Raw genomic sequence first — 25,180 nt, forward strand, 5'->3', positions numbered from 1 at the left:
ATGTCAAATAGCAATGCGACACCGCACACCGCTGCCAACCGTCCGTCCAACAACTCACGCAATATCCCGCATTATTCCGACAAGGGACACTATCCTGACAGCTATTATGCAGCCAGTCGTAATCCTAAGCCAGACAGACCGACGCTTAAAAACGACATTCAAGTAGAAATCTGTGTGGTCGGTGGCGGCTATAGTGGTCTATCCACTGCTCTGCACCTCATTGAGTCGGATCACGAAGTCGTCGTACTTGAAGGCGCACAGATTGGTTGGGGCGCGTCAGGTCGTAATGGTGGTCAAATTGTCAATGGTCTGAATGCCAGTCTACAAAAGATCAAAAAGTCTTACGGCCAACACAATGCAGACTTTGTCGGTCAGCTGGTCACTCGCGGCGGCAAGATCATTCGCCGTTTTGTCAAAGACTACGATATCAGCTGCGATCTCAAAGAAAAGAATATCTTTGCCGCATTAAACAACGGACAGCTAAAAGACTTACAAGAAACTCATGCGCTGTGGGAAAGCCATGGTATGCATGATAGAGAAATGCTGGATAAGCAAGGCATGCAAAAACATATCAAGTCAGATGCTTATGTGGGCGGCGTCATTGACCATTCAGGTGGACATATTCATCCATTGAACCTTGCACTAGGTGAAGCAGCGGCTATCGAGCAAGGCGGCGGTACTATTTATGAAAACACGCTAGTGGTTGATATTGAGTATGCCGACGATTGTATTAAAGTCATCACTGAGTTTGGCTCAGTCACTTGTAAGAAAGCGGTTCTGTGTGGCAATGCCTATTTGAACAAAGTCATCCCTAAACTGACTGATCGTGTCATGCCTGTATCGACACAGATTATTGCGACTGAACCATTAGGAGACTTAGCCGATCAGTTACTGCCGACCGATGTCTGTGTTGAAGATGTGCGCTATATTCTCGATTACTATCGCCTGTCAGCAGATAAACGCATGTTGTTCGGCGGCGGCACAGTATACGGCGGACAAGATCCTGCTGACATTACCGCCAAAATTAGACCCAACATGAACAAAATTTTCCCTGAACTACGTGATGTCAAAATTGACTACGCATGGAGCGGTAATTTTGCCTTGTCATTCTCTCGCGTACCACAAATGGGCAAGCTACACGATCGGGTATTTTTCGCTCATGGTTACAGTGGTCACGGCGTGACAGGCTCGCATCTGTTTGGACAAATCTTGGCTGATGCCATCAATGGCAACACCAGAGAATTTGACACGTTTGCACAGATTCCGTGGATACCGTTCCCTGGGGGTCGCGCGCTGCGAGTTCCTTATTCTGTTATGGGTTCATGGTGGTATGCATTAAAAGACACAACGGGTATGTGACTATAGCCAAGTCTATATAAATCCGCTACATCGTCATCCTCGCTAAGCATACTAATGTATCGCTTGCACTCGGTTTCCTTGTATCGAAATTATATTGAACTGACTATATTACACACCTTAGAGATTGAATACTTAATACTCAATAAACAAAACGTTCTCACTTTTATAACTGTTATCAAATCAACCTTTCATAGCAACAAGCTTCTGTGATAGGGCTAGGTAGAGGGTCAGTTCGCTACTGTCTATCTGACATCCACCACAGACGAGAGTTTTTCCTAAAAACAGAGTTCTACAGGGAGCGTAACTATGAATATGAAACTCAATGATGCTATCGAGGGGCAGTATCACAACAAGCGAGTATTTCTCACCGTACTAGGCGCAATCGCTATTTACTTAGTGTTTGCGTGGCTATCCACCACCCGTGGCCCAGATGAATCGTGGGGCGCCCTGTCCTTATTGCCAACATTATTGGTATTAGTAATTGCCATTGTCTCTAGGCGACCATTCGAATCTATGATCGCAGGTTGTGTCGCGGGCCTTGTGATGCTCAATCCTTTTGATCTGGTCTCCCCTTTTGCAGACAATATATCGATGGTATTGGGTAATGAAACCATTATCTGGATTGTGCTCGTCTGTGGTCTGATGGGCGGACTTATTCAATTGCTTGAGATTAGTGGCTGTCTTGATGGCTTTAGCGAATGGCTACAAAAAATCATTAAGTCGCGTCGTCAGTCACTATTGGCCACTTTCGCTTTGGGCGTGGTGGTCTTTATCGATGATTATCTAAACTGCCTTGCCGTCTCCACCTCTGTTAAAAAACTCACGGATGTGTATGGTGTCTCTCGCGAGAAGCTCGCCTATATCGTCGATTCTACCGCAGCGCCGATGTGTGTGATCGTACCTATCTCTACTTGGGCAGTGTATTTTGCAGGACTATTAGAAGAAAATGGTGTGGCCACAGAAGGCGAAGGTCTTGGCCTTTATATCAGCGCCATTCCTTTTATGGCCTATGCGTGGTTCGCTCTTTTAATCGTATTCTTGGTCGCTTATGGTATCTTAGGTGACTGGGGCCCCATGAAAAAAGCGGAAGCACGCGCCAAATCAGGCCACCCTGTTCCTGAAGCATTTGTAGAAGAACAACTGGTCTCAAACGTCCAAGCCAAACGCAAATTGTCATTCAAAGCCAATATCGCAAACTTTGCTTTTCCAATGATTTTGCTTATTGTCTCGACTATTTATTTCGAAGTTGATCTGTTGCGCGGTGCGTTGCTAACTTGTTTTGTCACGGTTGTTGTCTATTGGATGCAAGGTATTTTGAGCTTTGAGACCCAAGTAGAGTCTATTTTTAAAGGCTTCAAAGTCATGCTTTATCCACTCTCAACAGTTATTGGCGGCTTTTTCTTAAAAGCCATCAATGATGATCTTGGTATGACCACCTATGTGATTGAAGCCATCACCCCTTATATGACGATTATTATCTTTCCTGCGGTTATCTTTGCGGTCATGGCGTTCTTAACATTCGCTACGTCATCAAGCTGGGGTCTGTATGTGTTGGCCATGCCGATTGTCTTCCCAATATCACTTGCGCTTGGCGTGAGCACACCGCTTATGATTGGTGCGTTGTTGTCAGCGTCTTCATTTGGTAGTCATGCTTGCTTCTTTAGTGACTCATCATTACTGGCCGCGCAAGGCGCTGGCTGCTCACCCATGCAGCATGCCTTTACCCAGTTCCCTTATGCCATGCTGGGAGCCGTGCTATCCGTCGTTGCTTTCTTAGGATTGGGTTACATGATGGCTTAAGCCAAGCCCAATGCTAGTCGTTGTGGTCTAACCAATACTCTTTAATGGTTGGTTAGACCACAAAACCTATTATCTCTATACCGTATTACTTATCTACTATTAAAAGGATTTAGATCATGCGAAATGTTACCGTTGCCACCACGCAAATGACCTGTGGCTGGGATATCCAGCAAAATATTGCCACTGCGACTGATTTGGTCACTAAGGCGGCCAAATCTGGTGCTAATATCATCTTGCTCCAAGAATTGTTTGAGACGCCCTACTTCTGCCAAGTTCATGACTTTGATTATTTCAAACTGGCCACTACCGTTGCCGACAACGCAGCTATCAACCATTTCAAACAGTTGGCCAAAGAGCTGGAAGTGGTATTACCGATTAGCTTTTATGAAAAATCAGGCAATACCTTTTTTAATAGCGTGACCGTAATCGATGCTGATGGCGAGATACTGGGCACCTATCGCAAGACTCATATACCAGATGGCATTCCTTATGCTGAAAAATTCTACTTTACTCCCGGTGATACAGGATTTAAGGTTTGGGACACCAAATACGCCAAAATTGGGGTGGGCATCTGCTGGGATCAGTGGTTCCCTGAATGCGCTCGCAGCATGGCCTTGATGGGCGCAGAGCTATTGTTTTATCCGACTGCTATTGGTGATGAACCAACACTCGGTATCAATTCAAAAGGTCATTGGCAGCGCTGTATGCAAGGTCATGCCGCCGCCAACCTGATGCCCGTTATCGCATCTAACCGTATCGGCAAGGAGACCATCAGCCAAAATGGTCAAGACAGTACCATGCAATTCTACGGTGGCTCATTTATCACTGACGGTCGCGGCGAGATCATACAAGAAGCCTCTGCGGATAAAAACGAAGTCATTAGTACGACCTTTGATTTAGATCAACTGGCTATCGAGCGGCGTCAATGGGGTGTTTTCCGTGATCGCCGTCCATCCATGTATGGCACTTTGCTGACTCATGGCTAACTGGCTCTATTTTTAATCAATCCTCACTACTTTTATTATCGCTTGAATGCGACAAGGTGATTTTATGTCTATATTACTGACCGATACGACACCAGAGCAAGACGGCTTTCACATGCCAGCAGAATTTGAGCCGATAGAAAAGATATGGATGGTATGGCCCCATCGCGCAGACAACTGGCGACAACAAGCCACTCCTGCCAAAAAAGCGTATGCCGATGTTGCCTTAGCAATCCACGACTTTTGCAGCGTTGGTGTGTTGGTCAATCCAGATGACTATGAGCAGTGCCGCGATAGCTTGCCTACCGCTATTGACGTTATTGCGATGCCCAGCAATGATGCGTGGGCGCGAGATACGGCGCCGACATTTTTGGTCAATGATACTGGTGAGCTGCGCGCTTGTGATTGGACATTCAATGCGTGGGGCGGCGACTACGATGGTCTCTATACGCCGTGGGATGATGATGATAAATTGGCTGCGCGCCTGAGTGATCACTTAGGGATCGATCGCTATCGAACAGATGGTTTCGTTATGGAAGGCGGTGCGTTTCATGTCGATGGTGAAGGCACGGTTCTGACCACACGTATGTGTCTACTCAGCCCTGGACGTAACCCGCACCTGACCGAAGTACAGATTGAAGATAAGTTAAAAGCCTATCTCAATGTGCAAAAAGTGCTCTGGGTTGATGATGGGATTGATCCTGATGAAACCACCGGACATGTCGATGATATCGCCTGCTTTGTGCGCCCTGGTGAGGTAGTCTGCTTATACACTGACGACCCTGAGCACCTGTTCTATGACGCCACGCAAAAAGCCTTTGAGCAGCTCTCAACTATGACCGATGCAAAAGGCAGACGCTTAATCGTGCATAAGCTTTGCTGTACCCAGCAGCCAGTGACCTTACCTGATGACTATGATATTACCCAGTCTGACGATGCCAAACCACGTCTAAGCGGTGACGTTTGCATTGCCTCTTATGCCAATTTTCTCATTTGTAATGATGCGGTCATCGTACCGCAATATGATGATGTGAATGATGCACTCGCCATCGAGCAGCTTGAAAAAGTCTTCCCTCAGCATCAAGTAGTGGGAGTACGAACGAGAGAGATTGTTTTTGGTGGTGGGAATATCCACTGTATTACCCAGCAGCAACCAAAAGCATCAGCATCAGCATCAGCATCAGCATCAGCATCAGCATCAGCATCAGCATCAGCATCAGCATCAGCATAAAATTATAAGCACAAATGGATTTTAAACCTAAGAATATTGTAAAAACAAGGACATAGCTATGAGCGATTATCAAATCAATAACCCAGCCACTGGCGACCTAGAAGCCACATACCCTACCGCCACTGAACAAGATATTCAACAAGTCATCGAGCAAGCTGATAATGCCTATCAGGATTGGCGTCAGGTCTCATTGAGTGAGCGCAGTGCACTACTGCATAAAATTGCTGATAGCTATCTTGAACGTCAAGACGAGCTGGCTCGCATCGTGGCCAATGAGATGGGTAAGCCCGTCGCACAAGCCAAGGGTGAAATTGGTCTGGTGGCTGAAATCTATCGTTACTATGCAGACAACGCTGAGCAGCTACTCGCACCGAATACCATTGACGTTGATACTGGGTCAGCTTCGGTAGAAAAGCACCCTGTAGGCGCCCTACTCGGTATCATGCCGTGGAATTATCCGCATTATCAAGTGGCACGCTTTGTCGCACCAAATTTTATGGCAGGTAATACCATCATTTTAAAGCATGCGCCGCAATGTCCTAAGACAGCAGAAGTTATCGCTGATATGTTCAAAGATGCGGGCGTACCTGATGGCGTTTATAACAATATTTTCGCCACCAACGATCAGGCAGCCACCATTATTCATGACAAACGTGTACAAGGCATCTCACTAACTGGCTCTGAACGCGCTGGACAAGCAGTCGCAAAAGAAGCGGGTGGCGCACTCAAAAAGGTCGTTCTAGAGTTGGGCGGTTCAGATGCTTTCATCGTCGCTGCCGATGCCGATATCAAAAAAGCCATACAAGGCGCTATCTCTGGTCGGTTTGGTAACGCCGGTCAAGCCTGCAATGCCGCCAAACGCCTAATCGTCATTGAGTCTGTCTATGATCAATTCGTCGAAGGCTTTACCGATGCTGTACGTGCTATGACATTGGCTGACCCTCTTGATGAAAAAACCTTTATTGGCCCAATGTCTTCAAAGGCGGCCGCGGTCAATTTACAAGAGCAGTTAGACAGTGCCGTTCAAGCAGGCGCGACTGTCCTAGTAGAAGGCGGTATAGTGCAAGACAAGCCGGGCGCTTGGTTCAAACCTGCTGTACTGACAGACGTTAATGAGTCAATGGATGTCTACCGTGAAGAGCTGTTTGGTCCTGTCGCTGTCGTCTATAAAGCTCGTGACATCGACCATGCTATCAAGATTGCCAATGACGTGCCTTTCGGTCTTGGTGCTTCTATCCAAACGCAAGATGCTGAACTAGCTGCTGATATTGCTGATAAATTAGAAGTGGGCATGGTGACTATCAATGCACCTTCTGGTACTGAAGCAAATACACCCTTTGGTGGTGTTAAACGCTCAGGATTTGGTCGTGAGCTTGGTACTCTTGGTATAACAGAATTCTTAAACTATAAGCTGATTCGTGATAAGTCTTAAGAAATATGAGCCCTTAATTGGATGAAGTAAAAAAACCTAACGCTTCAACGTTAGGTTTTTTATTGTTAAACGGATTTACTCACATCAATAACGCTATTTTTTATATGGATTGTCTTTTAACCATTGCTGATTCACGATTTTTAGTTCATGCAGCTCATGATCCATGATTTCTTTACTCTTACCAGGATTTTTCATCGTGGCATAACCGTACAAGGCAGCACCTAGAACCGTCCAGCCAAGGAAGATCCACCACTCGATAGGGACAAGTGCTGATGGCATACCCGGTAGATAGAGCGTCAACATACCAAGACTGAGAATAATGGTGATAACACCAACCAATTTACCTGCTGGTACTTTAAACGGGCGTACCATATTAGGCTCACGGTAGCGCAGCACCAAGAACGAAAGAGCCACACAGGTATAAGCGATGACGATACCAAACCCGCCAGCATCGACAATCCACACAAGCATCTTGCGACCAAATAATGGTGCTAGTGTCGCCAAACCACCGATCAACAAGATAGCATTGACTGGGGTGTTGTACTTAGGATGTAGCTTGCACAAAAACTGTGGCAACATGTGTGTTTTGCCCATGGCATATAACAAGCGGCTACCACCGATAAGAAACGCGTTCCAGCTCGATAAGATACCCAGCACACCGCCAATAACCAGTAAAGTACCCGCCCATTTACCATTCCAAGCGTTAGTCATCGCATCCGCAGTGGCCAATGTTGAGTCTTGTGCTTGTAACAGTGGTAATGTCTTACCCACACTCCAAGCGACAGCCACATACCAAAGTACGGCGATGATAATAGAGACAATCAAAAATTTGCCAATATTTGGACGGGTCAGATTAATTTCTTCTGCTGCCTGCGGAATCACGTCAAAACCCACGAATAAAAACGGTACCATAACCATCACAGTCATGATGCCGCCCATACCACCAATAAAGGCTGGGGCTTGTACCGAATTCGAGGTCTCAGGATTAAACAGCACGGCACCAACGAACAGCAATATACCGACGAGGAAAATACCCACGACTGCCAGTTTTTGGAACCAAGCGCTAACTTCCATACCGCGTATATTGAGCCATGTGACAATGATGGAGCCGAGCATCCCGACAGCCACCCACGTGGCATAGACGTCCCATCCAGCAATGGTCCAAAGATAACCTTGGCTATAATTGGGAACGATATATTCGACAACGGTAGGCAATGCCACAGCCTCAAAGGCCACGACGGAAAAATAACCAAACAAAATACTCCATGAGCAAATAAAAGAGGCATTTACCCCCAGTGCTCGATGGGTATACGTATGCTCACCACCAGTAATCGGCATTGATGCGGCCAGTTCAGCGTAAGTAACACCAATCAAAATAACCACAAAACCGCCGATCAAAAAGGCGCTAACTGCGCCCCATATACCTGCCGAGATGATCCAACCACCTGCCAGTACGACCCAGCCCCAACCAACCATTGCCCCGAATGCCAGTGCAATGATATCAAACACACCTAACGTTTTCTTTAATTCAGACATAACCTACTCCTTGTCTGTGTGTCATCCGTGTGAACCTTTTACAGTTACACTATTTTTGTTTAGTGGGATAGCACCCATCATATTTACTATATATGCCGTTTCGTCCAACTACTATTTTTGCAATTTGTCTACTATGCAAATTGCAAAAACGAAAACGGCGTCTTGACTTGCAAGGCGCCGTTCAAAAACACACTCAGAATGAGTGCCATAAGGGCAGCCTTGCCATTGTCTTAAATACAAATTTTTAACCAAAATCGGTGTTTGATTAAAAGCAATCCATCGCTAAAGTAAATGACACTCAATATTTATTAAACGGTTAGGATACCTTTAATAATATCAAGACCTTCTTGTAGTACTTCGTCTTCTACCGTCAATGGCACCATCACTCGAATGGCATTGCCATACATACCACAAGATGCTAGTAGCAAGCCTTGCTCAAATGATTTTGCTTTTAGGTTGGCAGCAGCAGCGGCATCAGGTTTGCCTTCGCTATCGATTAATTCAAACGCTAGCATCGCGCCTTTATGACGGATATGACCGATCGTGCTTAGATTGAGCCCTGTTAAGAATGACTCGATTTTATCGCCAATCTCGATGCTACGTTCCAGTAAGTTCTCTTCTTCGATCACTTCCATCACAGCGAGTGCCGCCACACAAGCAAGTGGGTTACCAGAGTAAGTACCGCCCAAGCCGCCTACTTGTGGGGCATCCATGATATCAGCACGGCCGATGACCGCAGAGATAGGATAACCACCCGCCAAGCTTTTCGCGGCGGTCATCAAATCAGGCTCAACACCTAGCTGCTCAGTGGCAAACAACGTACCCGTTCTGGCAAAACCGCACTGCACTTCATCGAAAATAAGCACGATGCCATGCTCATCACAGATGGCGCGTAATGCTTTGGCAAATGATGGCGTCACCTGATGGAAACCACCCTCGCCTTGTACTGGCTCGATGATCATCGCTGCTACTTCACTAGGATCGATATCTGCTTGGAATATCATATCAAGGCTATGTAGCGCTTGTTCTTCGGTCACATTCAACTCTTCTGCAGGGAACAATGCATGGAACACAGGTCCTGGCATTGGGCCGAAGTTCTTTTTGTATGGCAATACTTTGCCTGTCAGGCTCATGCACATCATGGTGCGACCATGCCAACCACCAACAAAAGAGATAATACCTGGACGACGGGTTTTAGCACGCGCAATCTTGATGCAGTTTTCAACGGCTTCTGCGCCAGTGGTCAAAAAGAAAGCCTTGGTGTCACCGCTGATAGGCGCTTTTTCACATAGTTTTTCAGCCAAATCTACATAGCATTCGTAGTTGATCATTTGCGCCGCAGTGTGGGTAAATTTGTCAAGCTGCTCATGGACACGTTGGGTGATTTTTGGATGGCTGTGACCGGTGTTCAATACTGAGATACCACCGACAAAGTCGATATAACGCTTGCCTTCAACGTCCCAAACTTCTGAATTCTTTGCTCTTTCTGCAAAGATAGGAAAGGCAACCCCAAGTCCTGTTGGTAAAACAGCTTTGCGGCGCTCAAGTAATGATTGATTGGTAGTCATGGGAATGTCCTTTTCTTGGTTCGTAATATAGGTGCCATCTGGTTAGTAGTAGATTGGCGGTTTATTTGACATAAAACATCACAGATATCTAAAATTTTTCGCTAAGTATTGAGCCATTAGCGACGTTATTAGCTGATGTCAGAACACCAGTATTTGGTCGTAATATAGTCTTCGATGCCGTATTTTGAGCCTTCACGGCCAAAGCCAGATTGCTTCACGCCGCCAAATGGGGCAACTTCTGTAGAAATCAAACCCGTGTTATGACCGATGATGCCGTACTCAAGGCCTTCGGTTACGCGCCATGAGCGAGCATAGTCGCCGCTATAGAAGTAAGCAGCCAGACCATAAATGGTATCGTTGGCAGCACGAATCACTTCTGCTTCGTCTTTAAAGGTAAATATTGTCGCAATCGGCCCAAAGATTTCTTCAGAAGCGATGTCCATCTCACTGCTAATATCAGTGATAACCGTTGGGTTATACGTCAGCTCTGAGGCGTCATTGACACTACCGCCCGTGACCAATTTGGCACCTTTATCCAAGGCGTCTTTTAGCAGGGCTTGTACTTTATCTAGTGCTTTTTTGTTGATCAGCGGGCCAATATCCACGCCTTCTTCTAAGCCGTTACCGACTTTTAGTTCAGCGACTTTTTTGACAAAGACATCTAAGAACGCATCTTTGATGCTATCTTGCACATAGACGCGGTTGGCGCACACACAGGTCTGACCAGCATTACGGTATTTAGAAGCGATTAAGCCTGTAGCAGCTTTCTCTAAGTCTGCATCATCAAAGACGATAAATGGCGCATTGCCACCAAGCTCTAATGACAGCTTCTTAATAGTCGGCGCGCATTGTGCCATCAGCGTCCGACCAACTTCGGTAGAGCCAGTGAACGATAGCTTATGAATGCGGGCATCACCCGTTAGGATTTCACCAATGGTCGATGATTGACCAGTTACAATCTGGAGAACACCCGCTGGAATACCCGCTTGCTCGGCTAACACACCAAGTGCCAGTGCTGAAAACGGCGTTTCCGTCGCAGGTTTGACAATAATGGTACAACCTGCTGCCATCGCGGGGGCAACTTTGCGCGTGATCATCGCTGCTGGGAAATTCCAAGGCGTAATAGCGGCACAAACACCGACGGGTTGCTTAAGCACGACGTGACGTAATTGCGTACTATTGGCAGGAATGACATCGCCATAGACACGTTTGCCTTCTTCTGCGAACCAGCGAATAAAGCTATTGGCATACCCGATTTCACCGCGTGACTCAGTGAGCGGCTTGCCTTGCTCAGCAGTCATAATGATGGCAAGATCTTCTTTATTGGCATCGATAAGGTCTGCCCACTTTTGCAATAGCTCGGCACGCTCTTTTGCCGTTTTTGCCGCCCAATCTACTTGAACTTCATGAGCGTAAGCAACCGCATCATTGACATCTTCGGTCGTGAGGCTTGGTACTGTACCAATAAGATCATCGTTAAAAGGATTGTGCACATCAAGCACTGCTTCGTCACTAGAGACGTGCCAGCCGTCTTTAATGAGACAAGATTGTTTGAGTAGATCTGGATTTGATAACTGTAGCGTATGTGACATATTGACGCTCCTTGTCATATAGGGTGTATGTTTATAAGAATGGATATAATAGGATGTATGAAATAATTATTGATAATTCATTTTTTGTTCAATATACTGAACACGTATTCTATATATGAGACATCATTATAAGAATGATATGACGCGATTTGCAACCCTTAAATCTCATTATTTTAATAATTATGCTAATCTCAAAAAATATAATGGATTGTGCCAAACGCATTTGGCCTACTAAATGCAGTATTGACACTTGTTTTTTTGGCTATTCAAATTTTTGAAAACAGTAGGGCGTGTTTGATAATTCAACCACGGCAATCAGCAGTGCCTATTTGTGAATATCAAACACGCCCTATTACTTTATAATGCTTCTTTTTTTATCTCATTTTTACAGGTGACCTATGAGCGCGACCGCCGTTCCTGCATTGGACAAAACGTTTCAGATTTTGGATTTGATTACAGATAGCTCACAGCCTTTGACAGCGGCTCATATCGCCAAAGAACTTGGACTGCCTCGTAGCTCTACCCACAATATCTTGCAGAGTTTGTTGACCAAGCATGTCATCTATAAAGACCCTGAAAGTCGCTTTCATCTAGGCTCTTATTTGATGTATTGGGCAGGCAAATACGAACAACAGCAGAGTGTCGTCCAGTTGTTTAAAGATTTGATTGTTCAGTATCCGGTGCTACTTCAACACACGGTCACCTTGTCAAAACTGGATTTGGGAGAAGTGGTGTTTTTGGCTTGTCATGAATCAACTGCGCCGCTCGGCTTTACCTTTCGTGCTGGTGTGCGTGTACCAGCCGTGTTTTCTGCCACAGGCAAAGCCATGTTATCCACCTTGTCTATGAGTAGCATAAAGTCACTATATAAAGAAAAATTTCCCACGCCCATGACCCAACACGGGGTCAAAAACTTCGCGGATTTGTCTACAGAGCTTATGGCGATTCAGGAAAGTCGAGTGTCACTCGATGATGGGCAATTACGCGATGGCATGTACTGTTTGGGTACTTATATCCGTAATGCGTCGGGCAATGCCGTTGCTGGTATGGCGGTCAGTTTTTTGCAAGGAGAGTACGAAGCGAAGCGTGCTGAGGTCAGTGCAGTACTGATTGAATTGGCCGAACAAATTGAGCAGTGCTTGGGCTTTAATCCGAACGCTATCAAGCAGCATTATTGATGTTCTAAATCATTGATATTGATATTAAATGAAATAGATACATGACATTATGATGCGAGACTGGTATAAATTTTGCTTGCTGTGCATTTGCATAAAGAGGCTACAAAAAATTTATCCCAGTTTCTCTGTGTCCATTTTATATTGATGCTCTACAGCATAGGGCGTGTTGAACATTTAGCGCACTTTAAATAATGCCGTCTGCTTTTAGCTTAGCGATCATCTCGCTGTCATAACCCAAATCTGCAAGTGTACTGTCGGTATGCTCGCTCAAATGCGGTGGCGGGGTGCGATAACTGACAGGTGATGCAGATAATTTGATGGGATTGCCAAGCGCGCGTACCGGACTGCCTTGTGCCGCAAAATCAATCACCATCTCCCGCGCTTGTGCTTGCGGCATGGCCAATGCTTCAGCCACGTTATGAATCGCCCCGCACGGAACACCCGCCTGATCCAAAACCGCTAACCAATATGCTCGCGGTTGCTGGGCAAACCGTTCGGTAAGCGCGTCACATAGCAGCTCACGATGAGTGACACGAGCAGGATTGGTCATAAAACGGTCGTCTCTATGCCAATCGACTGCTAATACCTCGCACAGTTTGGCAAACTGGCTATCATTGCCACAGGCCAAAATGAAGTGCGCCTCCCCTTCGGCAGCAAACACTTGATAAGGCACAATATTGGGATGCTGGTTGCCCAGTCTTGGTGGTATTTTATCCGACGCCAAATGATTCATGCCGACATTGGCCAGCATAGAAAGCGCACTGTCTAATAGAGCCACATCCACCTGTTGCCCAAGTCCAGTATGTTGACGCGCCAATAGCGCCGCTTGAATACCAATGGTCAATTGCAACCCTGCAAACAAATCAACGACAGCCACGCCAACTTTGTGTGGTTCGCCATCACTAGGGCCGGTGATACTCATCAGCCCTGATAAACCTTGGATAATATAATCATAACCGGGACGCTTGGCATCAGGCCCTGTCTGCCCAAAACCCGTCAAAGACGCATAAATCAAGCGCGGATTGTCTTGTTTGAGGTTGTCATAATCTAAGCCGTACTTTTTTAGACCGCCGACCTTAAAGTTCTCTACCAAAATATCACTGTCAGCGATGAGTTGCTTGATAATGGTCTGACCTGCTGGCGTGGTAATGTCTACAGTCAGTGATTTTTTGTTGCGGTTAATAGTGGCATAATAAGCAGATGTATTATCGCTGAATATTGGCGGTGCCCAGTGGCGTGTCTCATCACCGATATGTGGACGCTCAACTTTGATGACGTCAGCCCCAAGGTCGGCGAGAATTTGTGTACAAGAAGGGCCTGCCAATACCCTTGATAAATCGAGCACCTTGACACCATGCAATGCACCCTTTAGTGTATCGGCCATATCCGTCATATCTGTCATGAGATTCCCTTCATCTGTGGCGTATTCTTCGATCTTCTGATTAGAAATTGCTATTCATCATGTACTTTTTCGTATTTTTTAATGACACACACTGATAAATAAATGATGAATAACAACTGAAAAACGTACGCTACTGTTGACGCTCTTTTTAACAAAAAGCCAAGCAGCAACGTACGCAATAAAGGATAGCTTTGTTAAACATTATTAGCTAAAAGTAATTAAAAGAATGCTTGAATACCCGTCTGGGCACGGCCCAAGATCAGCGCATGAATATCATGCGTACCTTCATAAGTATTGACAGCTTCTAAGTTCATGACATGACGAATGATATGGAACTCATCAGAGATACCATTACCGCCATGCATATCACGCGCAATACGAGCAATATCAAGCGCCTTACCGCAGTTGTTGCGCTTAATCAGTGAGATCATTTCAGGCGCGGCATTGTCTTCATCCATTAAACGACCGACACGTAACGCCGCTTGTAGACCAAGCGTAATTTCCGTTTGCATATTGGCCAGCTTCAACTGTACCAACTGCGTCGCGGCCAGTGGACGACCAAACTGCTTACGATCTAGCGTGTATTGACGCGCCGCTTTCCAGCAAAATTCAGCGGCACCCATCGAGCCCCAAGCGATACCATAACGCGCTTTATTTAGGCAGCCAAAGGGCCCTTTTAGCCCGCGAATATCTGGTAAAGCGTTGGCTTCAGGGACAAACACCTTGTCCATGACGATCTCACCCGTGACGGATGCACGTAGTGAGAACTTGCCCTCAATCTTCGGTGCAGATAGCCCTTTCATGCCTTTGTCTAAAACAAAACCGCGAATATCACCCGCATCGTCTTTTGCCCAGACCACAAACACGTCAGCGATAGGACTGTTGGTAATCCACATTTTATTACCCGTCAGCTCATAACCACCATCGACGGCGCGCGCACGCGTCGACATTGAGGCAGGATCAGAACCCGAGTCAGGCTCAGTCAGACCAAAGCAGCCCACGTATTCACCTGTGGCAAGTTTTGGCAGATACTTTTCTCTTTGTTCCTCTGTGCCATACGCCCAGATCGGATGCATCACGAGGCTTGACTGCACGCTCATCGCTGAGCGGTAGCCCGAGTCGACCGCTTCCACTTCCTTGGCAATCAACCCATAAGCAACACTAGATAGACCCGCGCAACCGTAGCCCTCGATGGTCACACCAAGCAAGCCCATGTCACCCATTTGGCGCATGATATTGCGATCAAAATGCTCATTACGGTTGGCCTGAACGATACCCGGCATGAGCTCTTTTTGAAAAAACTGATGAGCGCTGTCCGTGACCATACGCTCTTCTTCTGTGAGCTGGTCACGTAGTAAAAAAGGATCTTCCCAATCAAAGCGTGGGCTGGTAGATGTTGCCATGTGGATCTCCTTGATATCAGTCATCCTGACTGACGAATAGTGATGAATAAATGAATTGGTTTGATAAGTCATTGACTTCTTTATTCCGCTGTGCGAAACTTAGTTTCACTTAATAAAACCATTTAAGCAAACTTTCGCCACTCTGTAAACCTTTATTAAAAAGATAGCGATTAAAAAAAATAAGCATTAAGAGAAATGGAAATAAAATGACAACACCTACATCGACCGCTACCTCATTACTCGAACGAATGGATAACCTGATGGGTCAAAGCAAGGAGGATAATGACCGACAGTTTGTGACGGCACTGGGTCGTGGATTGGTCATACTGGCTGCCTTTGAGCATCATGAGCGCCTTACCCATCAGCAACTGTGTCAGATGACAAACCTGCCCAAAGCAACCATTACTCGCCTGATTCATACCTTGACCACGCTCGGATTTTTACGTACCAATGAATACGGACAGTATCAATTGGGCAGTAGTGCGGTGCGTCTAAGCGCAACCGCGTGGAGTCGTCATGCCATGGTGGCCTACGCTGAGCCATTACTGAGACAGTTCGCTAGCGACAATGAGGTATCGGTGAATCTAGCGACCGAAGTCGAAGGAGAGATGCGCTATCATGCCTGCTGTCGTAGCCCTGCCCGTCTATCAGTTAACTTGCAGGTTGGCTCAGCCGTACCCGTGGCACGCACAGCGATTGGGCGAGCGTTTTATGCAGCAAGCTCACCTGCGAGACAGGCAGTGATTACTAGACATCTTGAAGAAAATTTATCTACTGAGGATTACATTCACGCACAGACCGCGCTTACTCAAGCAGCAACGCACTATGAGCAATACGGCTATACCGTTTCTGATGGGGAGTTTTCTACTGATATTTTGGCGGTCGCGGTTGGCGTGTATGATGTCGCAACAGGACAATACTCGTATTCACTCAATGCCAGTGTGCCAAGTGCTAACTGGGAAGCGGACGACTATGCTGCGATGATAGTGCCAAAATTGCAGGCATTGGCAGAGCGGATTGGGAGTGGAGTTTAGCAATGAGCAATGATCTATTTCTCATTACATGTCTTCTTATAGTACAAATATCGCATGAATAGTACCTATACTAATACTAGGGCGTGTCCCTAATTCAAACGTTTAATCACTAAATGGGGACACGCCCTAGTACTTGCTCATTTAAATAACGGACAACCGAATTATAGACAGCACGAGCAGTTGCGTTTGGTTTTTGGTAGGTGACCGATACCGGGATTGAAGGTATTGGTAGGATCTAGGCGCTCATAAAAATGTTGCAAATCAGGCTCGGCATCATATAAGTGGCCAACGTTATGCTCCGCAGGGTATTTAGCACCGCGCTTATTTAACAGCTCAAGCATCATCTTTTTGACCTGCTTGGCATCACTGCCTTTTTTTAAGATATAGTCTTGATGGAACACATAACAAAAAAAGTGGCCATAATATAGCTTTTTTTCTAAGTGTTGGCTAATGCTGTCCGGCAGATTTTCTAGCCACGCAAGCTCATTACGCGGTATGGCAATATCGAGCGCCAATATCTCTCCCACGTCCTCTTCGTGCATGACTTCGTAGCGCAAAGCCGCGCCTGCCGCAGCAAAACGATGCAAAAAGGCACTCTCTGACTCGGCTTGCGTACAGGTAAAATAGCTGCCTATTTCTGAGTCCGCAAAGAACGACTTTAAAAATGCTTGTGCCTCGTGTATCCCTTCATCACTCATTTTAATAATCAGGTGATGCTCATACTGACTGCGGTAGTCAAGCATGCGCTTGGGCAAATGCTGCGGCAATACTTGGGCGATCATTTGCATGACTTTATCCGTCAGGTGTTTGGGCAGCCATGACCACTTACTCAATTTGGCATCAATACTGCCTTTAATGGAAAACAATCTGGGCAAAGCATTGGTGCCCAAATGTTTGATACTCAAAAAGGTGTCTTTGCCGTACTTAGCAGACACATCAAAAATATCACGGTGCATATACTCGCCCACTTCAGGGACGTTTTTAAAGCTTGATAGTATTTGACGTCTCAGCTGTGCCAGCTCATGCACACTATTGCTACCGACATAAAAGGTTTGCTCTTTGGTCGCTGTTGGGTAGGTATCAAGACGCACAGCGAAAACGGCCAACTTGCCCGCACAGCCACTGGCTTCATACAGCCTGCGTTTGTCGGCGTTAAAACGACTGGGCGTATTGGCATCGACGTCCTGTACTCTGGCGATATACTCTTTATCTGAGGCCAGTTTGTTGCTTTGCGGCAGTTGTAATTTGTCGAAATCGCCGTTTTGCAAGTTGGTTAGTATCGCTTCAGGCGTATCACCTAAATCGACCTCTAAATGATTCACCAATACCAGCTGATCGTGCTCGTTAATCTGAGCAAACAGCGACAGCTCCGTGTAAGCAGGGCCTCGTTTGACCAACGCACCACCCGAATTGTTGGAGACGCCGCCGACGATCGACGCGCCCAAGGTCGATGAGCCAATCACCGAATGCGGCGCGCGATTAACGGCTTTTAGCTCATATTGCAGCTGATGAAGGTTCGTACCGGGTAGGCTGATGATTTGTTCATTATCATTGATTAAATATAGCTTGTTTATCGCGAGCGTATTGATAACTACCACCGGTCTGTCGTAGTCATCACCGCTGGGTGTCGAACCTTCGGTTAGTCCAGTTTTTGCTGCCTGCATAATGATAATACAGTTGCCCTCGACACAAACTTCCAGACTGCGCCACATATCCAGTAGCGTTTGCGGAAACAAAACTGCAAGCGCACTGCCACCGCCTGAGCGCCAGCCCATGCGGTAGTGCTCGTTTTTTGCTGGATCTGCCTGTATATTAGCGGCGCCCAATACCTCGGTTAATTTGGCCAAAACCTGAGCCGCGCTCAACATGATGTTGGCTGTTGCTTTTGATAGATAATTCTTCATAGTCTGCTCTTTTATCCGCTGATCACTCATGAGGTTAACGGTCCTTGAAAACCAAAGATATAAATGGCAGCCATGACAATGATGCCACTAAACAGCACATAATAAATGGTCGGCAAGATGGTGCGTCTTAGCGTCGCACCCTCCATCCCAAGCAGTCCGACGGTTGCTGATGCCGCCACTACATTGTGAATCGCAATCATATTACCCGCTGCAGCGCCAACGGCTTGCGCGGCGATGATGAGTGAGGGCGAGATGTGTAAGCTGATGGCGGCTTCATACTGGAACTGACTGAACATCATGTTTGACACGGTATTCGAGCCTGCGATAAACGCACCCAACGCACCGATGGTCGAGCTGATGAGCGGAAAAGCACTACCAAATGTTCCTGCAAACAGCTCGGCACTAGCGACTGGCATACTCGCGACATCTGATAGATTTACCCCAGAGTTGATAAAAATCCTAACCATAGGAATGGTAAAAATAAGCACAAACCCTGCGCTTAAGACGGTTTTACTTGACTCGCTCAAGGCATCACCTAGCGCACGCGTTGGGTTTTTGGTTTGCACAAAAGCCGCTATCAAAGCACTGATTAACAATAACCCGCCAGGTAAATACAAAGGACTAAAGCCTGCGCTGATATCAGCCTCGCCCAAAATCGTATTAAAGTCTAGCGTCGCGCTGCTGAGTAAGTCTTTAAAGCCAGTAAAGATTCTTGAACATACCAGTAGCAGCGCCACCAGTAAATAAGGAAACCATGCCATTACCGTAGACATGGTCTTGCCTGCTGGCGTGGCAACATCTTCTTTACTGACCACCAGTTTGCCCATCCAATCGCTTGGCCAGCTACTTTTGGCTTCAAAGTCCCATGTGGTCTTTGGCACCAAAAACCCTTTCTTAGCCGCCTGAATAACAATCGCCACACTGACCAGTCCGCCCACAAGCGATGGAAATTCAGGACCTAAGAAAATACCCGTTAAGGCGTAAGGCACGGTAAAGGCTAACCCTGCAAAGATGGCAAAGAGCCAAATGGCTAATCCTTCTTTCCAGCTTTTGTTTTTACCAAAAAAGCGGGTGAGCATCATCACCATCAGCAGCGGCATAAATGTTCCAATCACGCCGTGAATCATCGCCACTTGGGTGGTGATCAGTTGTAGAAACTCTTCCCATTGCATGCCCTCTTGGGCCAGTAGACCACTGATTGCCACCGTATCCAAACCCTTATTGACCCCAATGACAATCGGCGTCCCTACCGCACCAAACGATACAGGTGTACTTTGGATCATCATCCCCATGAGCACCGCTGCCAACGCAGGAAAGCCAATCGCTACCAGTAGCGGTGCAGCAATCGCGGCAGGCGTGCCAAAGCCTGCTGCACCCTCAAGAAACGTCCCAAAGCACCATGCGATAATGATAGCTTGTACCCTGCGGTCAGGCGATACATTGATAAAGCCTGCACGAATCACCGCGATAGCGCCCGTGTATTTTAGGGTATTTAATAAAAACAGGGCGCCAAAAACGATCCATAATACCGATATCGTAATCACGGTCCCTTGCAGAATAGAGGACGACACGCGGTTAAATGTCATGTCCTAAACAAAAAGTGCGAGCGCAGCGGTCACTGCCAAAACAATCGGCATGATTTTTTTGGCCGACCATTGTAGACCGATAAGAAATATGCCACTGAGTATGATTGGCAATAGGGCGAGTAGCCCATAGACTGTCTGATTCAAAATTTCCTCTCCCTGTTGTCGTATGTACTTCCCTGCTTTGAACCTTGTGTCCACATAATCACTCGATCACCTCTTGTGTCTCAATTGTGATTAGGACTGAACTACCACACTCTACTCCTTGCCAATACAGAGATAAATGGCAGCAAACGACAATACTATTTTCCTTTTTTGCTATAATCAGAAATTTATTACCCCGATTAGAGAACAGATATGGCTAAAGCTGATGACATGGTTTTGTTTGTTCTGGTGGTGGATGAAGGATCCTTTTCCAAAGTCGCGGAAAAATTGGCCTTAACCAATTCTGTGGTTAGCAAGCGTATTGCCCGCCTAGAAGCCAACTTAAATGCACAACTTCTGTATCGAACCACTAGAAAACTCAGCTTGACCGATGCGGGCAGAACGCTGTATCACAAAGCCAAACTGGCTCAACTTACCTTTTATGAAGCCGAAAATGCCGTTACTGGTTACGGCAAAAATATGAAAGGCCATATCCGCATCACTGCACCAGTAGTATCGTCTGATTTGTTATTAAGCGAGGCGATCGCTGAATTTTGCAAACAATACCCTGAGATATCGATAGAGCTGCACATTACCAATCGCCTGATTGATTTGGTTGAAGACGGCTTTGATTTAGCTATCCGAACGGCGGAACTCGAAGATTCCTCGCTGATTGCCAAACGCCTGATAGACAGTCAGTGGGTGATTTGCGCCACCCAAAACTACCTCAACAAATATGGTACGCCGCAAACCCCCGCCCAACTGCAAAACCATGAATGTCTCATCTATAAATTTGATAACACCAGTAGCGACTTGTGGCCGTTATATGAAGATGGCGCTGAACTGCTACTACCCGTCAATGGCCGCTTTCACAGCAATCATTTAAGCGCCATCAAACACGCCGCGCTGAGCGATTTGGGCATTACTTTTCTACCGCAAGCACTGGTATATAAGGCATTTCAGCGACGGACCTTAACGCAAATTTTGCAAGACTTTACCCGTAAACGGATGGGGATGTATGCGGTGTACCCCAAGTCACGCCAACCTGATCAAAAGCTCAAGCTACTCGTCGCGCATTTGCAAACATCACTGGAGCGAAAGCAGGCGTATTACTGCTAAATTCAATTAGGATGGTTTATGAATACTCACGATAACAGTCAGATTAGAAAACTATCCTGCATAGTCTTAATGGTTTTTTACTGTTGACCTTCTCTTTTAGTGCTTGTCAGCAAGCTAATAATGATAGCGCTATACATGAGTGATAATAGCGGCGGATCACTCATTAAGTTGCGCCCTGATAATGAGTTTGAACAGGAAAGCAAATGGATGCCGCAGATGTCTCGTTATTACTTTATCACTCAATCAGACAATAACGGCAATGGCATTATCGATCAAAAAGAGGCATATTATAATTATGAGATTGATTTTGCTGCAGATAAACCTGTGGTACGTGGGTATGAGTTCTAGTGCTGGATGTATGCGTGTTGACTAACAACTGGTCAGGAAAACTAAATGGTAAAGTTTTCTAGCAAATGAAATTTGCTTAAATGAATGATGTCAGAAGATATTACTTGACGTATTAGGATGAAATTTTTCAATCCATCATATTAAAGCGTAATATCAAAACCCCTCTATAATCTGGTTATTATTTGCGGATGGGGAGTAAACTGTAGCTGAGGAGATAGCGATGAATTTACATGTGAGTTCGTACCGAATGATAGGCGTAATGACGGCGCTACTTTTGGTCTTAACCAGCTGTACGCCACAGACAGACGCCATCACTGATACAAGTACCAAAGTCAAAGTCGATGACCGCACCACTACGGATATCTCGCCGTCAGGCTCTTTTACTAAAAACGCCTACGATAATATAAAAATTGGCGCAACCTTCGACCCACAGCTACTGACCCAAAGTACTGATGGTATAGAGGGCTGCTTTAGTGCGCAAAGCAGTGCGCATCCTGCAGCTGACTATATAATCATCGACAACAAGGTGGTTGAAATAGGCACATCAAGTAAAGACATTGCATCTGCCTATGGGGTCACGGTGGGTGACACGCTAGAGCAACTATACGCTGAGCATCAAGGTCAACAACCTGAAGTCACAGACAGCCCTTATGGCACAGCGAATGAGAATATTATTGTCTACTATTGGTACGAAAGTGATAATCAAAGCTTAGGTACTAAATATCAAGTGGATAATGGCGTCGTGACTGATATCAGCATTGGCCTTGAGTCTGCATTACGGTTATGGGAAGGCTGCGCGTAGATGATGATTTAGAGGCTGTAAAATAGTAATCATACTCACATACCCAACTCATCAAACTTAAGCCCAAACTTCATCAAATACTTACGCAGACGGTCGCTGTCATTGGGACTTTTTAGCTTATCACGCGAATGCTCATACAAATAGCGCCCCGCTGCTGCTTGGTTTTTATGATTAATACAAACCGTAATTACGTATGCCAATTGCATTGCCTCAAAAGGATCAATTGTCGTCAAGGTTTCTTCATCAAGGTATTGGCTCAAAATATTGCCGCTACCCTGCTCGATGGTCTTACTGTCTAAATCGATTTTAAATTTATTATTGCTTAGGCTATTTTTAGTCAAATTATTATAACCATTCGAGACATTTGATACATTTGGCAATCCCCAAAGGTGCGTTAAGCGCTCAATCTCCGCTTGCACGTCATCATTGCGAATGACTTTACTCTCAGCAAGTGTAGTCAGCCGAATCATGCTGGCGGTCAAATCGCGAAAATTCCCTTGCCATGTTGCGTCCGCACTCATGGCAAAGCTTTCATATCGCTGTCTTGCCTCTAGTGTGAATCGATATTGCTGCTGTTGCTCACTGCCCAAACGCGCCAGCTCATAGTCGATATTGGCAGGTAAGTCTTCCAACCTATCTTTTAGTGACGGCAAGAAGAACGTCCACGTATTGAGCCTTGCAAATAAGTCCGCACGAAACTCACCATCAGCAACCACTTGGCGCAAGTCTTTATTAGTGCCCGCCATTAATTGAAACGACACGCTAATTGGCGTATCACTACCAAGCGGATAAAAACGCTGCTCCTCCAGTGCGGTCAATAACATCGCTTGCTCATCAAGACCCAGCTCACCAATCTCATCTAAGAATAACAAACCGCCATCGGCAGATTTCAGCAGTCCTTCCCGACTTGTTGCCGCGCCTGTGAAAGCGCCTTTAACATGACCAAACAGCACACTCATCGCTGTATCGCCGCGCAAAGTCGCACAATTGACTTCGATGAATTTATCGAGCGTGTACTTGCTTTGTGTGGTGCTACTCGCTTTGGCTTTCTTAAGGGCGTAGATTTGACCTGCCAGTTGCGACTTGCCCGCCCCTGTCGCGCCCATCAGTAATATTGGCGCAGTCGAGCGCGTGGCGACCTTTTCGATATCAGATATTAGTTTTTGATAAGCGACATTTTGTGTGACCAGATTGGCTTGCAGTGTTTGCCAATGCTGCTGTTTTTCTGCCTCAAAGCGTTCACGCAAGCCATCATAACGTGAGACATCCAAGTCAATCACTTGATAGCGACCTTGCGGATCGGCTTGATCCGGTCTTGGACAAGGCGACGTTTGAATCAGATCTGCTGGAATAAAACCCGCTTCCACCAATAAAAACCAGCAGATTTGCGCTACGTGCGTGCCTGTCGTTAGATGTAGCAAATAGTCTGTTTTATCTTGAAAATCAAATCCAGCGACAAAGTCATACAGCTCGGCATAGACCTCTGCAAAATCCCACGGGCTAGATAACGATACGTGGTGACCAATCACTTTGGTATGTGAACTGACTTGCGCTACATCATCGACGATGATTTTAAATAAGCGTTTATCACGTTTGCTATACAAGATATGCAGCTCATCGACGAGCAACTCATCGTGTAGACCAAGACTTACGGTCGGACGCCAGCGTTGCCAGCGGTTACTACTAAAACCATTGTCTAAGGTGGTGCCGAGAAAGCCGATAACTGCGGTTTTATTCATTATCTTTTCCATCAATTTCACGTTTAATTGACATTATTTCCAGCAAAAATCTTTGCCCTTCAGGCGTTATTTCCCAATAATTGGTAGAACCTACACCAGTAAAGTCAACGTAATCTAAAGTTAGAAGTTGAATTTTTATTTTTTCAAAATCCGTAAAGTCTATTTGCGAATAGCTGAACTTCCCATATTTTCTCGAAACTACATAATCACTTAAAGCATCAAAAATTGTATTTTCTCTTTCTCTTTTGAGAATTTTTGGACCAATACATTTAATTAAGCTATTCCAAGTTACATCTTGCTTCCAAGACTTAAGTTTTTCTTGTCCACCTTCTATAACCTTACATTTAACCTGTATTGAAACCTCATCATCACCTTGAGCTAAATCCGACATGCTATTTTGATCTTTCTGAAACTCTTGAATCTGTCTTTCAAGCTTATCATTTTCTTGTCTAAGATCATTCAGCTGTTTTAACAGTTCAGTATTGTCCGTTGCCTGATTGCCTCTTACCCACCCTATAGCAGGATAGGTTTTTATTGTCTTAGGGAGACTAAGCGCAACTAGACCTGACAATTCTTTTGCGTCACTCCAGAACTTCACCAAACGCCCTGTAGTTACCTTATTCCTAAATTTTTCTAACTTATCTTGAGCTTCAGAGTCCATCTCTACTTTCTCAACAGCTAATTTTTCAGGACTACCATGAACTAACGCTATAACCTTTACTCCTTGATTGATAGCGTAGTCGTATTCCATTTCTGTATAACTAATACCCTCATCAGACAAACTGCCGTATCTACCACCTATAATAAGTAAGTAATAATCGCTATCATCAATCACCTTTTTGATGAACTCGAATTGCTCTTCAGCTAGTGCAGGAAACAGCTCCATTCCAGCTGGTATACAGTCCATTTCCATGAGTGTCTGAATGACGTTACTTCTTTCATCTTTTAAGTCTGCAAATGTAGAACTCACAAACACTTGATATCTTTTGTCCATATCCATCTGTCCCTCGTAAAATATATTTT

The 25,180-nt window shown here is 45.7% G+C and carries 20 protein-coding genes; 10 read left to right on the forward strand and 10 right to left on the reverse strand.

Annotated elements, in window-relative coordinates; translation table 11 throughout:
* The 5 genes from JMY02_RS01275 (at window position 1) to JMY02_RS01295 (ending at window position 6,805) form a co-directional block, all read left to right on the forward strand.
* Window positions 1-1,359, forward strand: coding sequence for an NAD(P)/FAD-dependent oxidoreductase (locus JMY02_RS01275; RefSeq protein ID WP_265087930.1), 1,359 nt, complete (start codon window positions 1-3; stop codon window positions 1,357-1,359).
* Between the two features lie 306 nt (window positions 1,360-1,665).
* Complete coding sequence (locus JMY02_RS01280) at window positions 1,666-3,159, forward strand: Na+/H+ antiporter NhaC family protein (protein ID WP_201594376.1); 1,494 nt, start codon at window positions 1,666-1,668, stop codon at window positions 3,157-3,159.
* A 116-nt stretch (window positions 3,160-3,275) separates the two neighbouring features.
* Window positions 3,276-4,145: an N-carbamoylputrescine amidase gene (aguB, locus tag JMY02_RS01285; RefSeq protein WP_227678358.1), complete on the forward strand. Its 870-nt coding sequence runs from the start codon at window positions 3,276-3,278 to the stop codon at window positions 4,143-4,145.
* A 64-nt stretch (window positions 4,146-4,209) separates the two neighbouring features.
* Complete coding sequence (aguA, locus tag JMY02_RS01290; RefSeq protein ID WP_201594378.1) at window positions 4,210-5,373, forward strand: agmatine deiminase; 1,164 nt, start codon at window positions 4,210-4,212, stop codon at window positions 5,371-5,373.
* A 58-nt stretch (window positions 5,374-5,431) separates the two neighbouring features.
* Window positions 5,432-6,805: an NAD-dependent succinate-semialdehyde dehydrogenase gene (locus tag JMY02_RS01295; RefSeq protein WP_201594380.1), complete on the forward strand. Its 1,374-nt coding sequence runs from the start codon at window positions 5,432-5,434 to the stop codon at window positions 6,803-6,805.
* Window positions 6,806-6,898: 93 nt separating this feature from the next.
* Here the strand turns inward: JMY02_RS01295 and JMY02_RS01300 are convergent, their stop codons facing one another.
* From JMY02_RS01300 to JMY02_RS01310, 3 genes are all read right to left on the reverse strand, one after another.
* Entirely contained in the window at window positions 6,899-8,341 is a 1,443-nt protein-coding gene (locus tag JMY02_RS01300; protein ID WP_201594382.1) for an APC family permease, read from the reverse strand.
* A 308-nt stretch (window positions 8,342-8,649) separates the two neighbouring features.
* Window positions 8,650-9,909, reverse strand: a complete 1,260-nt coding sequence (gene gabT / locus JMY02_RS01305; protein ID WP_201594384.1) for a 4-aminobutyrate--2-oxoglutarate transaminase — start codon at window positions 9,907-9,909, stop codon at window positions 8,650-8,652.
* A gap of 128 nt (window positions 9,910-10,037) precedes the next feature.
* Entirely contained in the window at window positions 10,038-11,519 is a 1,482-nt protein-coding gene (locus tag JMY02_RS01310) for an NAD-dependent succinate-semialdehyde dehydrogenase (protein WP_406947699.1), read from the reverse strand.
* A gap of 380 nt (window positions 11,520-11,899) precedes the next feature.
* Here JMY02_RS01310 and JMY02_RS01315 point away from each other — a divergent pair, with 380 nt between their 5' ends.
* Complete coding sequence (locus JMY02_RS01315) at window positions 11,900-12,679, forward strand: IclR family transcriptional regulator (protein ID WP_201594389.1); 780 nt, start codon at window positions 11,900-11,902, stop codon at window positions 12,677-12,679.
* Between the two features lie 184 nt (window positions 12,680-12,863).
* Here JMY02_RS01315 and JMY02_RS01320 read toward each other — a convergent pair whose 3' ends face one another.
* A complete protein-coding gene (locus JMY02_RS01320) occupies window positions 12,864-14,072 on the reverse strand; it encodes a CaiB/BaiF CoA transferase family protein (protein WP_201594451.1) in 1,209 nt (402 codons plus the stop codon).
* A 227-nt stretch (window positions 14,073-14,299) separates the two neighbouring features.
* Window positions 14,300-15,484, reverse strand: coding sequence for an acyl-CoA dehydrogenase (locus tag JMY02_RS01325; RefSeq protein ID WP_201594391.1), 1,185 nt, complete (start codon window positions 15,482-15,484; stop codon window positions 14,300-14,302).
* A gap of 206 nt (window positions 15,485-15,690) precedes the next feature.
* On the opposite strand from JMY02_RS01325, the gene JMY02_RS01330 reads away from it, so the two are divergent.
* Window positions 15,691-16,518: an IclR family transcriptional regulator gene (locus tag JMY02_RS01330; protein WP_227678359.1), complete on the forward strand. Its 828-nt coding sequence runs from the start codon at window positions 15,691-15,693 to the stop codon at window positions 16,516-16,518.
* Between the two features lie 161 nt (window positions 16,519-16,679).
* On the opposite strand, the gene dld is transcribed toward JMY02_RS01330, so the two are convergent.
* The 3 genes from dld to JMY02_RS13690 form a co-directional block, all read right to left on the reverse strand.
* A complete protein-coding gene (dld, locus tag JMY02_RS01335) occupies window positions 16,680-18,386 on the reverse strand; it encodes a D-lactate dehydrogenase (protein ID WP_201594455.1) in 1,707 nt (568 codons plus the stop codon).
* A gap of 62 nt (window positions 18,387-18,448) precedes the next feature.
* On the reverse strand, window positions 18,449-20,008 hold the full coding sequence (locus JMY02_RS01340) for an L-lactate permease (RefSeq protein WP_265087932.1): 1,560 nt from the start codon (window positions 20,006-20,008) through the stop codon (window positions 18,449-18,451).
* A gap of 3 nt (window positions 20,009-20,011) precedes the next feature.
* Window positions 20,012-20,152 (reverse strand): hypothetical protein, encoded by a 141-nt coding sequence (locus tag JMY02_RS13690; protein WP_265087933.1) that lies wholly within the window; start codon window positions 20,150-20,152, stop codon window positions 20,012-20,014.
* Window positions 20,153-20,362: 210 nt separating this feature from the next.
* Here JMY02_RS13690 and JMY02_RS01345 point away from each other — a divergent pair, with 210 nt between their 5' ends.
* From JMY02_RS01345 to JMY02_RS01355, 3 genes are all read left to right on the forward strand, one after another.
* The gene (locus tag JMY02_RS01345; protein WP_201594393.1) at window positions 20,363-21,268 is read left to right on the forward strand and encodes a LysR family transcriptional regulator; all 906 of its coding nucleotides are present in this window, start codon (window positions 20,363-20,365) and stop codon (window positions 21,266-21,268) included.
* Between the two features lie 135 nt (window positions 21,269-21,403).
* Complete coding sequence (locus JMY02_RS01350; protein ID WP_201594395.1) at window positions 21,404-21,616, forward strand: hypothetical protein; 213 nt, start codon at window positions 21,404-21,406, stop codon at window positions 21,614-21,616.
* A 220-nt stretch (window positions 21,617-21,836) separates the two neighbouring features.
* Window positions 21,837-22,418: a hypothetical protein gene (locus JMY02_RS01355; RefSeq protein WP_201594397.1), complete on the forward strand. Its 582-nt coding sequence runs from the start codon at window positions 21,837-21,839 to the stop codon at window positions 22,416-22,418.
* 35 nt (window positions 22,419-22,453) lie between these two features.
* Here JMY02_RS01355 and rtcR read toward each other — a convergent pair whose 3' ends face one another.
* Window positions 22,454-24,157, reverse strand: a complete 1,704-nt coding sequence (gene rtcR / locus JMY02_RS01360; RefSeq protein WP_201594399.1) for an RNA repair transcriptional activator RtcR — start codon at window positions 24,155-24,157, stop codon at window positions 22,454-22,456.
* Window positions 24,150-25,180 (reverse strand): DUF4062 domain-containing protein (locus tag JMY02_RS01365; protein ID WP_227678360.1); only part of this gene is annotated, 1,031 nt, incomplete at its 5' end. The genes JMY02_RS01365 and rtcR, both read right to left, overlap by 8 nt.

Origin of the sequence: Psychrobacter vallis (assembly GCF_904846715.1) — a bacterium.
GTDB classification, from domain to species: Bacteria; Pseudomonadota; Gammaproteobacteria; order Pseudomonadales; family Moraxellaceae; genus Psychrobacter; species Psychrobacter vallis.